Below are 13624 nucleotides of genomic sequence, written 5' to 3' on the forward strand. Positions count from 1 at the left end.
CAGTGGCGGCCGGCAGCTTGAACGATGAAGGCGCCCGATCGGGCCCCTTCATCGTTCAAGCTGCCGGCCGCCACTGGCCTGGTTTTACTCCGCCACAGCGGCCTGGAATTGGTCCGCCCTTTACATGGCCGCGCACCTGGCGCCGAAGCCGATCGACGAGGTGGCGGCATGATCCTCCCCCGCGAGGTCATCCCCGAGCACATCCGGGCGCCGCTCCACAAGCGGTTCCCCAAGGCGCCGAGGTGGTTCCCGCCCGAGCCCGAGACGCCCTGGAGCATCATCGAGGACGTCCTCGTGCAGGGACGCCGCGACGGCCTGAACGACCGCCAGCTCGCCGGTGGCGTCTACACGGTGATGGTCGCCCGGGGCCTGATCTCGGAGGGCCGGTCGTGATCGATCACATCCGCAAAACCGACGACAACTGGCGCAACTCCGACGGCCAGACCTACGCGACGATCCATTTCGGCAAGATCCGCATCACCGACGACCGGATCCAGGGTGGGTACACGTTCTTCAACTGCTGGGAGTTCGTTCGGGGGGACGATTCCCTCTTCCGGGTGTCGAAGAACCTCGTCGGCGACAAGCCGTCGGATGACGTCCTGAAGGCCCTCTACGAAGCCTTCATGTCCGGGCACCAGGTCGGCGAGATGCTCGGCCACAAGGCCGGCCGCAAGAGCGTGAAACGGGACCTTCGCAACCTGCTTCAGGACGAGGCCTGACCATGCGCTGGGTCGAGACGGGTCCCGGCGGGCGGCAGGGCTTCAGCGGCGAGAAGCCGGTTGCCCACGTCCTTACCTTCCATCCGCGCGACCTGCGCCCGGGCAAGCCTGCCTGGGAGTGGGCCCTCACGCTGCCGAAGGTGCCGGGCCTGGACATGGCCGGCACCGCGGCGACCGAGGCTGAGGCCAAGGCCGCCGTCGAATTCGTCTGGACCGCATGGCTCGAACTGCTCGGGCTGCAACCGATCCCCGAGAGGGCCTGAACCATGGCGCGCATCAACATCCGCACGACGACGATCCGCAGCGAGGAGATGGCCCTGCCGGCGTTCGCCAGCGCGGTCGTCGATGAGGAGGACCACGAGGGCTACCCGTTCGCCCGGAGCAGCGGGATGGCGATCATGTCCGACGGCAGCAGCCTGGAGATCTCGGTCGCCGGCCACCGCCCCTATGCCGGCTTCGGCGGCACCGAGTTCACCGACGCCGAGATCACGATCTCCTACGAGAAGGTCGCCCTTGCCGAGGGGAACTTCCGCACCGGTCCGGCCGCCAGCGCGGGATTCGCGCAGGTCCTCGCCGTGCTGGAAGGCATCGTCGCCAAGGTCCGCGCTGAGATGGGGGAGGCCTGAGCGATGTCGCCGTCGAAGGTCCGCAGCCTAGCGCGCCTATACGCGGGGATGACCCCCGGCGAGGTCGCCAACCACGAGGATTGGGTCCGCCGGTTCAAGGCCGAGCAGGCCGAGGCAGCCGCCCTCAAGGCTGAGGCGGAGCGACAGTACGGGGTCGAGCTTCAGGCGATGACCGACCTCGAAGCCGTCCGCGAGACGCTTCGGGTTAGCTGCGACGAGTACGAGAACGACGCGGAGCGGGCCCTGCAGATCCTGACGTTGGCCGGCTTCGTCCGACCGGAGGGACGCATCTCATGAGCGAGCACATCATCATCTTCGACGAGGTCGACCCCTATGCGTGGACCGAGGGGAAGGTCGAGCTCGGCGACTGCCGCTACCGCAGCGATGCCACACCGTACCTCGTGGAGCTCATGAAGAGGTTCGGCGACCACCCCATCGAGCGGGTCATGATCCGCATGCCCTCGCAGGTCGGGAACACTCGGTCGGTGATCTTTGAGGCGATCCAGGAGGCGATGGCGCGGGGGAAGGACGAGACGCCATGAAGCCCGGTCGCGCCCGCTGCGCCGTCCCGTTCTGCCGGATCACGGCGCCGACCGAGGACGGCTTCGTGGACGGGGGCTTCCTATGCCGCCGGCATTGGGCGCTCCGGCCGCCGGCGATGCGGGCCGAGTGGCGGGAGAACGCCCGTCTCTACCGCAGGAATCCCGGATCGTTCTGGGACCACCCGCCGGGATCCGCCGGCCGCCTGGTCAGGCTCGCCATCAAGAGGGAGCACGACGCCCTGTGGGAGCGGACCAGGGCCACGTGCATCGAGATCGCCATGGGAGTGACGGCATGAACGAGCGCGAATTCTGGTGGGCTTCCGTCGAAGGGAACGAGCCGCAGGTCGTGGAGATCTACGACGGCGTGTTCACCGGCCGGTGCGCATTCGCGACCGGCAACGATTGCGAGATCGACATGGACAAGGTGCGCCTGATCGAGCGGGTCCGTCCACCGGTGACGGAGATCGTATCGTGAGGCAGGCCACCATCGATTCGATCGCCCTCGGGGCCTACCGCGACGTCGAGCGGATCATCGCCGAGCGTCCCGGGGACGGCCCGGCCGAGAGGGAGATCCCGATCCGGATCGCGCTCGCCACGTGGATCGCGCACGCCGTGAACCGCGAGACCCGCAACGACCGGCGCCGGGTGGGGAGGACGAGGCCATGACCCAAGGGGCATGGCAGGTCCTGGTCATCTGGGTCGTCCTGTCGATCCCGCTGGGCACCGCCGTCGGCCTGGCGATCGCGTGGGGCGACGGCCCGCCGCGAGCCTGAACGAAGGAAGGCCCCGGGTTTCCCCAAGGCCTTCCCTGAAGTCATCCCCACGCACGAGGGCAGGGCAGCGACTTATCGAACCTGACGGCGAATACGCCGGGGTAATCCCCACCCATTAGGGCAGGGACCATCTTCATACCGAACACCGTCCCCGCCGTCACGCCGGAACAGGATCCGTGGTTAACGGACGGTCGTGCAGCTGCGGTGAGGCTTGGAACTCACCAGGGCCGTAGGTATGCCTCGGGCCACATGTCGGCCACAGGTTCAGGCTCCACGGCCACGGATTGCGAACGATGAGCGCCGATGGCCGAGCAGGAAACCACGCGCGGCGCAGAGCGGAAACCGGACCGGCCTGGGAGGCGGACACCGTTCGTCCCCCCGTTCGGGACGTGGGGGTCGCAGGTTCAAATCCTGCCACTCCGACCAAAGTTTCCTTTCGGAAACGGGTCTTCCCGGCTCAGAGAGCATCAGCACAATCAAAGGTTTGCGCGAGAGCCGCGCAATCGGTTCGCCGCCGACCGGAAATGCCGGGACCTGTTCCACCTCAGCCTCTATCGCGAGATCGACACCGGCATCTCGATCGTCCGGAGGCGCGATGCGCTACGGGATCAAACGCCGCTCACCTGACCGGTATCTTTGGTCGAGCCGCGTGGAAGGCAATCGCGTGGCGGTCGTCATGGATTGACAGATCTCATATATTTAAAAATAATATATTACGTCTTGGTTTTGATATAACAAATCGACATTGAATTTATGTTTCGATCGATTTATTGATCAAGTCGAATTTATTGGTACAAAAAGTCAATGGATAGACGCGTGAAACGGCGAGATGCCGGTGCCAGATTAATGGCATCGACGTCTCGTTCGATCAAGCAAGCTGCAGCAACGGAAATCTTGACCCGCTAGTGCCGCGCCAGGCGGTGCAGAGCCTGGAGGAAGACGTCCACGTCCTCGCGGGTGTTGTAGAAGGCCAGCGAGGCGCGGATCGATTGGTCGACGCCGAAGCGTCGCAACGCCGGCAGGGCGCAGTGGTGGCCGGAGCGGACGGCGACGCCGTGGCGGTCGAGATGGTGGGCCACCGCTTCGTTCGCCTGGCCTTCGATCGTGAAGGACATCACGCTGGCCTTCTCGCGGGCGGTGCCGATCAGGCGCAGGCCCTTGATGTCGGCGAGACCCGCTTGCGCGTAGTCGAGCAGGTCGTGCTCGTAGGCGGCGATGGCCGGGAGGCCGACGCTCTCCAGGTAGTCGAGCGCCGCGCCGAGGCCGACGGCGCCGGCGATATCGGGTGTGCCCGCCTCGAACTTCTCGGGCGCGCCCTTGTAGACCGTCCTGGTGAAGGTGACGTCCTCGATCATGTGGCCGCCGCCTTGCCACGGCGGCATCGCCTCGAGCAGGTGCGTCTTGCCGTAGAGGGCGCCGATGCCGGTCGGCCCGAACACCTTGTGACCGGAGAAGACCACGAAGTCGGCATCGAGCGACTGCACGTCGATGGGGATGTGCGGCGTCGACTGCGCGGCGTCCACGAGCACCGGCACGCCGTAGGCGTGGGCCAGCGCGATGATCTCGCGGACTGGGTTCACCGTGCCGAGCGCGTTGGCGACGTGGGTCACCGATACGATCTTGGTCCTCCCTGAGAGCAGGGCCGCGTATTGCTCGAAGATGATCTCGCCGCGATCGTTGACCGGGACCACGCGCAGGGTCGCGCCGGTGGCCTGGCTGAGCAGCTGCCAGGGTACGATGTTGGCATGATGCTCGATCGTCGAGACGATGATCTCGTCGCCCGGGCCGATGTTGGCGCGTCCGTACGAGTTCGCCACGAGGTTGATCGCCTCGGTGGTGCCGCGCACGAAGACGATGTCGTCCTTCGATGGGGCGTTGAGGAAGCGGCGCACCTTCTCGCGGCCGCCCTCGAACAGGTCGGTGGAGCGGGCGGCCAGCGTGTGCGCCGCCCGGTGGATGTTCGAGTTGTGGCGGGCGTAGAACTCGGAGGTCGCGTCGATGACCGATTGCGGCTTGTGCGTGGTCGCCGCGTTGTCGAGCCAGACCAGCCGATGCCCGTTCACGCTCTGGTGAAGGGCCGGAAAGTCCTTGCGGACACGCTCGACGTCGAAGGGGGCGCCGACCAGGCTCGACGGGGTCGAGGTAACCCGCGGAACCGGGCCGTGATGCCGTGAAGGCTCGACGCGGGGCGCGGCCTGCAGCTTGGCGTGCGGCTTGGCGTTCCGCGGCGATCCCGTCAGGAAGTAATAGTCGCCCGACGTGAACGGCTGGTCGCCGCCATGCTTCACCGTCCGCACGGGGTCGCCGGAAGGGCGGCCCGTGCGCTGGAAGTTCTCCTGGGCAATGTCGACGCCGGCCTTCGACGGGTCGGCCGGCACGAGGCTCGGCGCGACGGCGCTGGCGAAGGCGTTCGCGCGCGGATGATCCGCCGCGACCCGCCGATGCAGGTCGGGTCCGCCGGGGAGGAAGGCGGCCACGTCCGGCAGGCTCGGCACGAAGAATTCCGGCAGGCCGTGCCGCGCTGACGGAACGCCGCGCTGCGACGCCAGCGGGTCCGCGAGCGGATGCACCGACGGGATCGTCGCCGTGTCGAGGAAGCCGGCGCCGGCGGGCGCGGGCGTCCCGCCGAACGGGTTCGCCGCGGAAGGCCCCGTCAGGCCCAGAATCCCGGCGGCAGGGCCGCCGACATTGCGCGCGCCGAGGCTGGCGGCGTCGGGCTGGAATCCCGACGCCGCCGAGGGGGTGCCGAGGCCGGCACCCGGCAGCGAGGGCTGTCCGGGGCCCTGGGGAAGGCTCTCCAGGCCCTGCGGCAGTTGCGGCGAGGCCGGCGGCGACGGGGCGAACGGCGCGGACGCCGCCTGCCCCTGGCCGTAGATCTCGCGGGCGAGGCGCCCGACGAGGTCGGCGTGGGCTAGGGACGCGGCGCTGTCGCCCGTGGGGATGCCGATGGCGGACGTGCTCAACGCGCCGGCCTCAGGCGTAGTCATGGTAGTTGCCGAGCAGCACGTTATCGAGGCGTGCGATCGCATCCTCGACCAGGACCGCAGCGGAGAAGTAGCGGGTCACCAGGTGCGAGGCGATGGAATGGTCGTTGGTGCCCATGTAGCGCACCGACAGGCCCGGTTCGATCTCGCCGGTGACGCCGGACTTCTGCAGGCCGACGACGCCCTGCTCGCCTTCGCCGACGCGCAGCAGCAGGATCGAGGTGGTCTGCGCGCCGGTGGCCGGGTCGACGTCGATCGGTAGCTTGTCGCTCGGCACCAGCGGCACGCCGCGCCAGGTGAGGAACGGGGCGCCGAACAGGTGCACCACGACCGGCGGCACGCCGCGGCGGGTGGCCTCGCGGCCGAAGGCGGCGATGGCGCGGGGGTGGGCGACGAAGAAGGCGGGCTTCTTCCAGACGAGGGTCAGCAACTCGTCGAGGTCGTCCGGGGTCGGCGGACCCGAGCGGGTCGGGATGCGCTGGCGCCCGCCCACTTCGTTGAGGAGGCCGAACTCGGAGTTGTTAAGCAGCTCCCACTCCTCGCGCTCCTTCACGGCATCCACCGTCAGGCGGATCTGCTCGCGGAGCTGGTCGATCTCGTTCGAGTAGAGATCGGTGACGCGGGTGTGGGTGTTGAGGATCGTCTGGATCGTCGAGAGATGGTACTCGCGCGGATCGATCTCGTAGTCGACGAAGGTCGTCGGCAGGCGCGGCGCGCCGGTGTGCACGGCCAGCAGCTCGATGCCCTGCTCGCCGTGGCTGTTGGTGTGGCCCTTCAGGCGGTCGCGCTCCTCGACATAGTGCGCGATGCGGTTCTTGACCGCGTCGTCGTCGAGCGCCGCGCGGTCGAGGGTCAGCAGCGTCACCGCCGAGAGCGCCTTGACGGCCGGTGCGGGCTGGCCGTCGCCGACGAGGGTTTCGTCGCCGAAGAAGTCGCCGCGGGTGGCCAGCCCCGAGCGCAGGCGGTTCTTGTACGGGCCCGACAGCGAGAGCTCGACGGTGCCGTCGGCGACGACGGTCAGGCTGCGGTCGCCGGCGCCGCCTTCCGAGATCGTCTCCCCGGCGTTGTGCCGGCTCTCGGTGAACTTGCCGGCGAGCGCGGACAGCTCGGCGTCGCCCAGGCGGCTGAACGCCGGCACGGCGCGGAGCGAGGCGGGACTGATCGTGCGGGCGTTGCCGTCCGTGGCGAGGTCGATGCGGCCGGGTTTGGCCAGCACCACGGCGCGCCGGTTCACGCGGTAGACGCCGCCGTCCACGTTGACGAAGGGCAGCAGCCGCAGGAGCCAGCGCGGGGTGTTCGCGAGGTTCTGGACCGAGGTGACGGTCGCGGTCGATAGATTGCGTGCTGCCGATGCGCCCACGCTCAGTCCTTGTCCGCTCATGTCCGGTCGTCCCCACTTTGTTTTTGAATTGTGTCGCGCCCTCTGAAGAACAGGCGCGATCGATCAGCCGCATTAACGCTGCGTTGAGAGCAAGCACGCTCGGCTAAGAAATCGAATGCTTTACATGCCGTTGCGAAACCTATGCAGCATCGGGATAGAATGACGGTCTAGCCTCGACTGCGACGCATCGTCAATAGAATAATATTCCGAATTTGTGGAGCGCTGCAGTATCGCTTCCTGTCTATCGACCGTATGATGAGGACGATTTCTGGAAAAGGGCATCTCGAGAGAATGAAATTCTAGAAATTACGCTCCGAACGCGAGGTTCGACGGGAAATCCTCTTCAACGGCGTCCCGTGCGGCGGAGCCGGTCCGCGCGGCCTTGCGCCTCTTCCCGGGTCACGAGTGGCGTGGCCGGCCTTTGCGACCTTTGATTCCGCCGAGATCGGGCGGCAGCCTTCAACGGCGCCCAAGTCGAATCATCGTCGGGTCAGATCCCGTCTCCGAAGAACTGGTCCATGCTCTGCGCCGGCTCCTCGTTGCGCGGCAGCTTCGACACCACCCGGGCGGGCACGCCGGCGACGGTGGTGTGGGCCGGTACGTCGTGCAGCACGACCGCGGCGGCGGCGACCCGGGCGCCTTCGCCGACGCGGATGTTGCCGAGCACCTTGGCGCCGACGCTGAGCAGCACGCCGCGCTCGATCTTGGGATGGCGGTCGCCGCTTTCCTTGCCGTTGCCGCCGAGGGTCACGGATTGGAGGATCGAGACGTCGTCGGCGATCACCGTGGTCTCGCCGATCACCACGCCGGTGGCGTGATCGATGAACACGCCCGAACCGATCCGCGCCGCCGGATGGATGTCGGCGCCGAACACCTCCGAGATCCGGCTCTGCACGTGCAGCGCCAGCGTCGCCCGGCCCTGGTGCCAGAGCCAATGCGCGACGCGGTAGCCCTCCAGCGCCGCCAGCCCCTTGTAGAACAGGAACGGATCGAGATAGCGGCGGCAGGTCGGGTCGCGCTCGCGGATGGCGACGAGGTCGCGCACCGCGTGGGCGCCCGCATGCGGGTCGGCTTCGAATGCCGCCAGGCACAGGTCGCGCATCGCCAGCCGGGAGAGGTCGCCGTCGCCGAGCCGATGCGCGAGCCGGTAGGCGAAGGCCTGCGCGATGCTGCGCTGGTCGAGTACCGTCGCCTGGATGATGCCGGCATAGAGCGGCTCCTCGACGAGCGCCGCCTCCGCCTCGCGACGGACCTCCTGCCAGACGGCGTCGACGGAGGTGCTTCGGCTCGTCGTCCGCAGCGGCGCCTGCGGCAGGGCGGAGCGCGCCTCCAAAATGGCGCCGAGACTCACGCGACGATCCTCGATTCGAAAGGCATCCTCACGCCGCCTGCTTCTTGAAGAGATCCGGCAGGTAGCGGTGCAGGGTCTCGTGGCCGTCGAACTTCACGTCCAGGGTGAGGCTCGCCGCCGGCGCCTCCGCATGCGTCTCGACCACGCGGCCCAGCGCATGGCGCCAGATGCCGAGCGCTTCCGCCACGTCGAGCCGTGCGAAGATCACCTGGTCGCCCTCGACGATGGAATCGGCCCGTGCGGTCCGATTCGCCGCCGGCCGGCGAGGCCGATCCGCGACCGAAGGGGCGGGAGAGTCCATGTCCTCCGTCGCGTCGAAATCGGAGAAGCTTTGCGTGGCGGAAGCCCTGTCCAGCAGCATGAATATTCCGTTAAGTAATTGTTTGAATTGGATAATTAGCGATGCGAACCTCGATTGCAAGCCTTGTTTCCGTTCCAGGGGCGCGATAGGCCGGAGGAGATGTCGGCATTTCCGGTCGGCCGGAACCCCCGCGGATGATGAAGTCCCTTGTCGAAAGCCGCCTATCGGCTGCGTGCCGCGGCGACACGGCCGTGCGCGCGGTGCCTCGGCGCGGCGTGCGGGCATGAGCGCCTTTCTCCCCGCGCTCGCCGGCGGCGCGCTCATCGGCCTCTCGGTCGCGATGCTGCTGCTGCTGAACGGCCGCATCGCCGGGATCAGCGGCCTGGTCGTCGGCCTCGGCACCGACAGGGGCGAGCGCCGGCGCGTGGACGCCGCCTTCGTCGCCGGGCTGCTCTTCGGGCCACCCGCCTTCGCGTGGCTCGCCGGGGCCTGGCCGGAGATGCGGATCGTCGCCTCCCTGCCGGTTCTCGTCGTCGCGGGCCTCCTCGTCGGGTTCGGCACCCGGCTCGGCTCGGGCTGCACCAGCGGCCACGGCGTCGCCGGGTTGGCGCGGCTTTCGTCGCGCTCGCTCGTCGCCGTGCTCACCTTCCTGGCGGCCGGCATGGCGACGGTGGCGCTGATGCGCACTTTGATGCCGACCTCGGGCGTGTCGTGGTGATCGGCCTCTGGCGCATCCTCGCGGGGCTCGCCGCGGGCCTGGTCTTCGGTCTCGGCCTGTCGCTCTCCGGCATGCTCGATCCGGTGCGGGTCCGCGGCTTCCTCGACGTGACCGGACCTTGGGATCCGAGCCTGATGTTCGTGCTCGGCGGCGCCGTCACGGTCTCGGCGCTCGGCTACCTGCTATCCCGCCGCCTGCCGCGGCCGGTCCTCGACGAACGCTTCCAAATTCCGACGAACCGCCGGATCGATCCGGCCCTCGTCGGCGGGTCCGCCCTGTTCGGGATCGGCTGGGGGCTGTCCGGTTTCTGTCCCGGCCCGGCCGTCGCGGCGCTGTCGATCGGCGGCCTGCCGGTCGTCGTGTTCGTGCTCGCGATGCTGGCCGGTATGGCCGGTCACGCCTGGACGACGCGAACGGACGCGGTGGTGCCGGAGCCGCTTTCGTCGTCGAAAGCGTTCCGGTGAACCGTTCGACCGCGGATGAGCACCGTGCGTTCGGCTTCTCAGCTCAAAAAAGCCGGGTCAGCGCGTAGCAGGCCGCCGAGATGCCGGCCGCAGCTGGCAGGGTGACGACCCAAGCCACGACGATGTTGCCGGCAAGTCCCCAGCGCACCGCCGAGGTCCGCCGCGCGGCGCCGACCCCGATGATCGCACCCGTGATCGTGTGCGTCGTCGAGACCGGCACGCCGAGCCACGTCGCCAGGAACAGCGTGATGGCCCCTCCGGTCTCGGCGCAGAAGCCCTGCGTCGGGTTCAGCCGGGTGATCCGCGATCCCATCGTGTGCACGATGCGCCAGCCGCCCGACAGCGTGCCCAGCGCCATCGCGGATTGACATGCGAGCACCACCCAGAGCGGCACGTGGAAGTCGCCCGTCAGCCGGCCCTGCGAGTAGAGCAGCACCGCGATGATGCCCATGGTCTTCTGCGCGTCGTTGCCGCCGTGCCCGAGCGAGTAGAGCGAGGCGGAGGCGAACTGCAGCACGCGAAAGGTCTTGTCCACGCCGAACGGCGTCGCCCGCACGCAGCTCCAGGACACGACGAGCACGAGCACGAGCGCCAGGACGAAGCCGATGAGCGGCGACAGCACGATGGCCGCGACCGTCTTGCCCAGGCCCGACCAGACCACGACGCCGAGGCCCGCCTTGCTGACGCCCGCCCCGACGAGGCCGCCGACGAGCGCGTGCGAGCTGCTCGACGGGATGCCGAACACCCAGGTGACGACGTTCCACACGATGGCGCCGACGAGGGCGCTGAGGATCACCTGCGGGTCGACGATCCCGGCGTCGACGATGCCGGTCCCCAGCGTCTCGGCCACGTGCAGGCCGAAGAACAGGAACGCGATGAAGTTGAAGAACGCCGCCCAGAGCACCGCATATTGCGGCCGCAGGACCCGCGTCGAGACGATGGTGGCGATGGAGTTGGCCGCATCGTGCAGCCCGTTGAGGAAGTCGAAGACCAGCGCCACCGCGATCAGGGCGACGAGGTAGGGGAGGGCGAGGGTGGTGACCTCCATGGCGGTCACACGTTCTCGATCACGATGCCGCTGATCTCGTTGGCGACGTCCTCGAAGCGGTCGACCACGTCCTCCAGGTGCCCGTAGATCTCCGCGCCGATCATGTAGGCCATCGCGTCGCCGTCCCCGCCGTCGCGGCGATGCGCCTGATAGAGCGCCTTCAGGCCCTGCTCCTCCAACGCGTCCGAGTGGCCCTCGATCTGGGTGATCGCCTCGGTGAGCTGGTTGATGCGCCCGGCATGGCTTCCCACCGCATTGAGCAGCGGTACGGCTTCGGCCGTGAGGCGGGCCGCCTCGATCACCGTCTCGCCCATGGCGCGCATCAGGGGAGTGAAGTCGCGCAGCTCGTAGAGTTGGACCGCCTTCACGGTCTTGTTCATCTGGTCGATCGCGTCGTCCATCGACTGGATCAGGTCCTTGATGTCGCCGCGGTCGAACGGGGTGATGAAGCTGCGGCGCACCGCCAGCAGGACCTCGGCGGCGATGGCGTCCGCCTCCTGCTCCCGGTCGACGATCACCTGACAGTAACGCGGAACCTCCGCACCGCCCTGCAGTACGCCCTGGAGGGCTTCCGCGCCGGCGACCAAGGTGTGGGAATGCCGCGCGAAGAGATCGAAGAAGCGGTCTTCCCGCGGCATCAGGGCGCGAAACCAGCCAAGCATCGAACGACCCCTCGGGTGACCGTGACGCTCGGCCGAACTGCCGTTGGCTGCGTGCGTGGCAGCAAAACCCGAGACCAAGCTGAGGCGTTCCAAGGCGCGTCGGAAAGTCGGCTAACTTCTGGGTCGGCCCTCCCATCGTCGCGGGCACGCCGGAGGCGATCGCGGCCGGCGCGACGATGCCGCCTCGGCGTGAATCCCGTCGCGACAACAGGCCAGGAGAACATCGCTATCCTCGCGCCGCGAAACACGGTGACGATCCCCTTCGAACGGGCCGAAATTCGGCAATCGCTGCTCTTGATGCGGAACCTTGGTTTCGAGATACCAAGACCAGTCTTCGTCACCGAAATTCAATCGAAAAGCGTGCGCCGTGCCTGCATCGACCCGTCGCGTCTTCCTGTCCGGCGCCCTCGCCCTGAGCATCGGGCCGGCCCGCGCCGCCTCGGCGCCCCTGCGGGTCGTGGCCTCCTCGCTGCCGCATGCGGAGATCCTCGAGTTCGTCGTCGACAAGCTCGCCCCCGACCTGCCGCTGAAGGTCATCGAGATTTCGGGCGATCTGCGCCCGAACGCCCTGCTGCGTGACGGCGACGCCGACGCCAACTTCTTCCAGCACGTCCCCTTCCTACGCTCTGAGGAAGCCGCCATGGGGATGCGCTTCGCCGTCGTCGCGGCGGTGCATGTCGAGCCCCTGGGCTTGTACAGCCGCCGTGCCAAGGCGCTCGCGGACCTGCCGGCCGGCGGCGTCGTCTCCCTGTCGAACAACGTCTCCAACACCAGCCGCGGGCTGTCGCTGCTTCAGGCCAACGGCCTGATCCGCCTGCGGGCGAAGGCGGCGGACGTGAACGCCACCGTGGACGACCTCGTCGAGAACCCGAAGAACTTCCGCTTCGTCGAGATCGCCCCGCCGCAACTGCCGCGCTCCCTCGACGACGTGGCGCTCGCGGTCATCAACGGCAACTACGCGCTCGAAGCGGGGCTCGAGCCTGCGCGGGATGCGCTGGCGCTCGAACGCGCCGAGGGCAACCCGTATGCGAACGTCCTCGTCACCACCGAGGGCCTGGCGAAGGATCCCCGGGTGCTGCGCCTCGGAACCCTGCTGACCTCGGCCGAGGTCGCGGATTTCATCGGCAAACGCTACCGCGGCTCGGTCGTCCCCGTCCGCCCGTCCTGACCGGCGCGGACGCGGCCATCACCCGCCCTTCGACAGCCCCATCCTGCCCTGTCCTCGCCGAAACGGGCGAGCGGAGTCCACGACCGATGCGCTTCCTGAAGACCCTCGCCATCGCCCTCCTGTCTGTCGGCGCGATGGCCGCCCAGGCCGAGACCCTGAAGATCGGCACGGTGCCGGGCGCCTACAGCGACGCCGTCACCGCCGCCGCCAATGAGGCGAAGGCGCAGGGCATCGACGTGAAGGTGATCGAGTTCAGCGACTGGACGACGCCCAACGTCGCCCTCGATGCCGGCGACATCGACCTGAACTTCTTCCAGCATCGCCCCTTCCTAGAGAACGCGTCGAAGCAGAAGGGCTACCGGTTCGACATCGTCGGGCTCGGCATCCTGCAGAACATCGGTCTGTTCTCGCTCAAGCATAAGAGCCTCGACCAGGTCCCGGCGGGGGGCAAGGTCGCCATCGCCAACGATCCGGTGAACCAGGGCCGAGGCCTGCTGCTGCTGCAGAAGGCCGGCCTCATCAAGCTCAAGGACGACGTCGGCTTCCTCGGCACCGTCGACGACGTCGTCGAGAACCCGAAGAAGCTGAAATTCACCGAAGTCGAGGGGCCGCAGCTGGTGCGGATCACCGGCGACGTCGACCTCGCCCAGGGCTACCCGCATTTCATCGTCGCCGCCGGCGCCTTCGATCCGACGAGCGGGCTGATCTATTCCGGCATCGAGGACAAGCTGTTTGCCGTAAGCTTCGTCACCAAGGCCGCCCGCAAGGACGACCCGACGATCCGGAAATTCGTCCAGATCTTCCAGAACTCCGAGGCCGTGAAGCAGCAGATCAAGACATCCTTCGCCGACAGCGACAAGCTGTACCTGCTCGCGTGGCAGAACTGA

General features: G+C 68.0%; 19 protein-coding genes. 13 read left to right on the forward strand and 6 right to left on the reverse strand.

The features are described from left to right. Positions 1-168: 168 nt before the first annotated feature. From MFF13_RS16855 to MFF13_RS16895, 9 genes are read left to right on the forward strand one after another with little or no spacing between them, the layout of a single operon-like run. Positions 169-393 carry a hypothetical protein gene (locus MFF13_RS16855; protein WP_238272561.1) on the forward strand — a complete coding sequence of 75 codons (225 nt, stop codon included), beginning with the start codon at positions 169-171 and terminating at the stop codon, positions 391-393. Continuing rightward, positions 390-719, forward strand: coding sequence for a hypothetical protein (locus MFF13_RS16860; RefSeq protein WP_238272562.1), 330 nt, complete (start codon positions 390-392; stop codon positions 717-719). Before MFF13_RS16855 ends, MFF13_RS16860 begins: the two co-directional genes overlap by 4 nt. A 2-nt stretch (positions 720-721) precedes the next feature. Next, positions 722-982: a hypothetical protein gene (locus tag MFF13_RS16865; protein WP_238272563.1), complete on the forward strand. Its 261-nt coding sequence runs from the start codon at positions 722-724 to the stop codon at positions 980-982. A 3-nt stretch (positions 983-985) separates the two neighbouring features. After that, positions 986-1345 (forward strand): hypothetical protein, encoded by a 360-nt coding sequence (locus MFF13_RS16870; RefSeq protein ID WP_238272564.1) that lies wholly within the window; start codon positions 986-988, stop codon positions 1343-1345. 3 nt (positions 1346-1348) lie between these two features. Beyond that, positions 1349-1642 carry a hypothetical protein gene (locus MFF13_RS16875; RefSeq protein ID WP_238272565.1) on the forward strand — a complete coding sequence of 98 codons (294 nt, stop codon included), beginning with the start codon at positions 1349-1351 and terminating at the stop codon, positions 1640-1642. After that, on the forward strand, positions 1639-1887 hold the full coding sequence (locus tag MFF13_RS16880; RefSeq protein WP_238272566.1) for a phage terminase large subunit family protein: 249 nt from the start codon (positions 1639-1641) through the stop codon (positions 1885-1887). The genes MFF13_RS16875 and MFF13_RS16880 overlap by 4 nt, the downstream gene beginning before the upstream one ends. After that, entirely contained in the window at positions 1884-2183 is a 300-nt protein-coding gene (locus MFF13_RS16885) for a hypothetical protein (protein ID WP_238272567.1), read from the forward strand. Before MFF13_RS16880 ends, MFF13_RS16885 begins: the two co-directional genes overlap by 4 nt. Next, positions 2180-2362, forward strand: coding sequence for a hypothetical protein (locus MFF13_RS16890; RefSeq protein WP_238272568.1), 183 nt, complete (start codon positions 2180-2182; stop codon positions 2360-2362). The genes MFF13_RS16885 and MFF13_RS16890 overlap by 4 nt, the downstream gene beginning before the upstream one ends. Continuing rightward, entirely contained in the window at positions 2359-2553 is a 195-nt protein-coding gene (locus MFF13_RS16895) for a hypothetical protein (RefSeq protein ID WP_238272569.1), read from the forward strand. The genes MFF13_RS16890 and MFF13_RS16895 overlap by 4 nt, the downstream gene beginning before the upstream one ends. Positions 2554-3562: 1009 nt before the next feature. Here MFF13_RS16895 and MFF13_RS16900 read toward each other — a convergent pair. From MFF13_RS16900 to MFF13_RS16920, 4 genes are all read right to left on the reverse strand, one after another. Next, the gene (locus MFF13_RS16900) at positions 3563-5647 is read right to left on the reverse strand and encodes a family 2A encapsulin nanocompartment cargo protein cysteine desulfurase (RefSeq protein WP_147831239.1); all 2085 of its coding nucleotides are present in this window, start codon (positions 5645-5647) and stop codon (positions 3563-3565) included. Next, a complete protein-coding gene (locus tag MFF13_RS26425; RefSeq protein WP_147750647.1) occupies positions 5634-7025 on the reverse strand; it encodes a family 2B encapsulin nanocompartment shell protein in 1392 nt (463 codons plus the stop codon). Before MFF13_RS26425 ends, MFF13_RS16900 begins: the two co-directional genes overlap by 14 nt. A gap of 490 nt (positions 7026-7515) precedes the next feature. Continuing rightward, positions 7516-8376, reverse strand: coding sequence for a serine O-acetyltransferase (gene cysE, locus MFF13_RS16915; RefSeq protein ID WP_373322565.1), 861 nt, complete (start codon positions 8374-8376; stop codon positions 7516-7518). Between the two features lie 28 nt (positions 8377-8404). Further along, positions 8405-8602, reverse strand: a complete 198-nt coding sequence (locus tag MFF13_RS16920; protein ID WP_147750683.1) for a hypothetical protein — start codon at positions 8600-8602, stop codon at positions 8405-8407. 358 nt (positions 8603-8960) lie between these two features. On the opposite strand from MFF13_RS16920, the gene MFF13_RS16925 reads away from it, so the two are divergent. Together MFF13_RS16925 and MFF13_RS16930 are read left to right on the forward strand one after the other, a co-directional pair. Next, positions 8961-9395, forward strand: a complete 435-nt coding sequence (locus MFF13_RS16925; RefSeq protein WP_147831235.1) for a YeeE/YedE family protein — start codon at positions 8961-8963, stop codon at positions 9393-9395. Then, complete coding sequence (locus tag MFF13_RS16930) at positions 9392-9859, forward strand: YeeE/YedE family protein (RefSeq protein ID WP_373322566.1); 468 nt, start codon at positions 9392-9394, stop codon at positions 9857-9859. The genes MFF13_RS16925 and MFF13_RS16930 overlap by 4 nt, the downstream gene beginning before the upstream one ends. A gap of 43 nt (positions 9860-9902) precedes the next feature. On the opposite strand, the gene MFF13_RS16935 is transcribed toward MFF13_RS16930, so the two are convergent. After that, positions 9903-10907: an inorganic phosphate transporter gene (locus tag MFF13_RS16935; protein ID WP_147750684.1), complete on the reverse strand. Its 1005-nt coding sequence runs from the start codon at positions 10905-10907 to the stop codon at positions 9903-9905. 5 nt (positions 10908-10912) lie between these two features. Further along, entirely contained in the window at positions 10913-11569 is a 657-nt protein-coding gene (locus MFF13_RS16940; protein WP_238272571.1) for a DUF47 domain-containing protein, read from the reverse strand. Between the two features lie 367 nt (positions 11570-11936). On the opposite strand from MFF13_RS16940, the gene MFF13_RS16945 reads away from it, so the two are divergent. Further along, positions 11937-12737, forward strand: coding sequence for a MetQ/NlpA family ABC transporter substrate-binding protein (locus tag MFF13_RS16945; protein ID WP_238272572.1), 801 nt, complete (start codon positions 11937-11939; stop codon positions 12735-12737). Positions 12738-12823: 86 nt separating this feature from the next. After that, the gene (locus MFF13_RS16950) at positions 12824-13624 is read left to right on the forward strand and encodes a MetQ/NlpA family ABC transporter substrate-binding protein (protein ID WP_147831233.1); all 801 of its coding nucleotides are present in this window, start codon (positions 12824-12826) and stop codon (positions 13622-13624) included.

The sequence above is a fragment of the Methylobacterium cerastii genome (assembly GCF_022179125.1).
Classification (GTDB): Bacteria; Pseudomonadota; Alphaproteobacteria; order Rhizobiales; family Beijerinckiaceae; genus Methylobacterium; species Methylobacterium cerastii.